Origin of the sequence: Buttiauxella brennerae ATCC 51605 (assembly GCF_001654925.1) — a bacterium.
Taxonomy (GTDB): Bacteria; Pseudomonadota; Gammaproteobacteria; order Enterobacterales; family Enterobacteriaceae; genus Buttiauxella; species Buttiauxella brennerae.
The window spans coordinates 1-2,127 of the sequence record NZ_LXER01000010.1; the positions used below are offsets into that span (position 1 = coordinate 1).

The window sequence follows — 2,127 nt, forward strand, 5'->3', positions numbered from 1 at the left end:
GCTGACCATAACTGAAACGGCCATCCCGTCGACCCTGCCCCGTGAAACGGAAAACGGGCTCATCATCATCAGTGCCGGTTACACCGCCAGTCGTCAGAACGCCCTTAAGGTAGAGTGGGCGGCGATGCCGTACTACGAGAACCGTTGCTGGCGACCTGAGGCCAAAAAGCGCCCGGTGGTCAGTGGTACCCTGATGGCGCGCGTGACCAGCGCCAAAGACAACGATATCTACGCCTGGCAGGATGCGTCGGGCATGTACCGGGTGAAATTTGACGCCGACCGCGACGACAAACGTCAGGGCATGGAAAGCATGCCGGTACGCTTCGCCAAACCGTACGGCGGTGACAAATACGGCTTCCACTTCCCGCTGATTCAGGGCACGGAAGTGGCCATCGCCTTCCATGAAGGTGACCCGGACCGGCCGTATATCGCCCACGCGCTGCATGATTCCCGCCATGTCGACCACGTCACTGAAGCCAACAGCACGCGCAACGTCATCCGTACCGCTGGCCTGAACAAGCTGCGGATGGAAGACAAGCGCGGTGAAGAACACGTCAAGCTCAGTACCGAATACGGGGGCAAGACGCAGCTTAATTTAGGGCACAATGTTGATGAGGAGCGCGTGGTTAGAGGAGAAGGTGCAGAATTGCGCACAGACGATTGGGTGGCTGTTCGGGGGGGGAAAGGGATTTTATTAAGTGCCGATTATCAACCAAATGCTGAAGGTGTAATGCTCGATATGCATGAAGCTGTACAGCAGTTGGAACAGGCCCTAGCCCTCGCAAAAAGTCTTAGCAAAGCAGCTGAGACAGCAAAAGCAACTTCGGCAGATTCAGATAGCCAATCGAGTCTGAATAGTGCGCTGTCCGGACTGCAAAAACCAGGGATATTAGCTCATTCACCGATGGGAATTGGGATGGTCAGTCCCGAAGCAGTTCGGATTGCGTCTGGAAGACAAAGTGTAGGAATAGTATCTGGTCGCAATACGGACATAAGCGCAGCTCAGTCGGTAACTGTTGCGGCGTCGAAAACTGTCAGTCTATTTGCACAAAGTGCAGGAATGCAACTTTTTGCAGGGCAGGGCAAAGTGGATGTGCAGGCGCAGGGAGACGCACTGAATGTTCAGGCATTGAAGGATGTCACAGTTACCAGCAATAGCGGTAGCGTGACGGTAAATGCTAGCAAGGAATTAACCCTTGTTTGTAATGGGGCTTATATCAAGATCAGTGGCGGAAATATTGAACTTGGGTGCCCGGGTAATATCCTGCTGAAAGCTGCGAATGTGCAAAAAATGGGGGCGGCAAACTTAAATCTATCTCCTCAGGAACTGCCTAAAGGATTTAAAGGCGGATTTGCAATAACTAATCAGGATACGGGTGAAGTGATGCCTTACACCCATTATAAGGTTACCACCGCTGAATGTGATGTTTATTCAGGGACAACAGATAAGCTCGGCAATACTATGCCAATTTATACTGCGTCTCCATCATCAATGAAAATTGAGTTTCCTCTAAGCAGTACTGACAGCGAACAAGGAGCGTCATCATGAGCGAATCAAGAACATCAGCGGTAGGAACATTCGGAAAAGCTCAAGCTCCAGCGCAAAAGAAATGCTGGATTGAAATTCAGCTGGTTGATGAGAATAATAACGCCGTAGCTAACATGCCATGGCGGGGAGAGAACGAGGCTACCCGAGATAAAGTTATTCAGCCTTATAGCGGAGTTACTGATTCAGAGGGAATTTTGCGTATTGATGATTTACTTCATCCTGATTTAACTATTTTTGTTGAAGCTCAGCCACTTGTTGATGAAATGGAGCAGAGACCTTTAAGTATTGAGAGAACATATTCCTATTCGATGAAAATGTCACCGGTGACAGTCGACAAGAAAACAAACCTCATTTGTTATTATGTTGTTATAGGGCAGTTATGCGATAAAGCTCCTCAAATTTCTGGTTGGAATAGTAAGGATTTACCTGTTTTTCATTTTCCCGACCCTGAATTTTCAGGGTTGACTATCTCGAATATGTACTTTAATTCGAGAGTTATAGTGAAGGTTTGTCCATTTAGAGCATGGAATATACTTCTCCACCACACAAACGACTATTCAATTGTTAATGGGTTTAAT

Annotated in this window: 1 protein-coding gene and 1 pseudogene; both read left to right on the top strand. The window is 48.4% G+C overall.

All coding sequences use genetic code 11. The features are described 5' to 3' along the window. Positions 1-1,549: DUF2345 domain-containing protein (locus M975_RS05270; protein WP_157093333.1), on the top strand; the 1,549-nt coding region annotated here is incomplete at its 5' end. Beyond that, positions 1,546-2,127 (top strand): annotated as a pseudogene (locus tag M975_RS05275) (hypothetical protein); the annotation flags it as partial. The gene M975_RS05270 and the pseudogene M975_RS05275, both read left to right, overlap by 4 nt.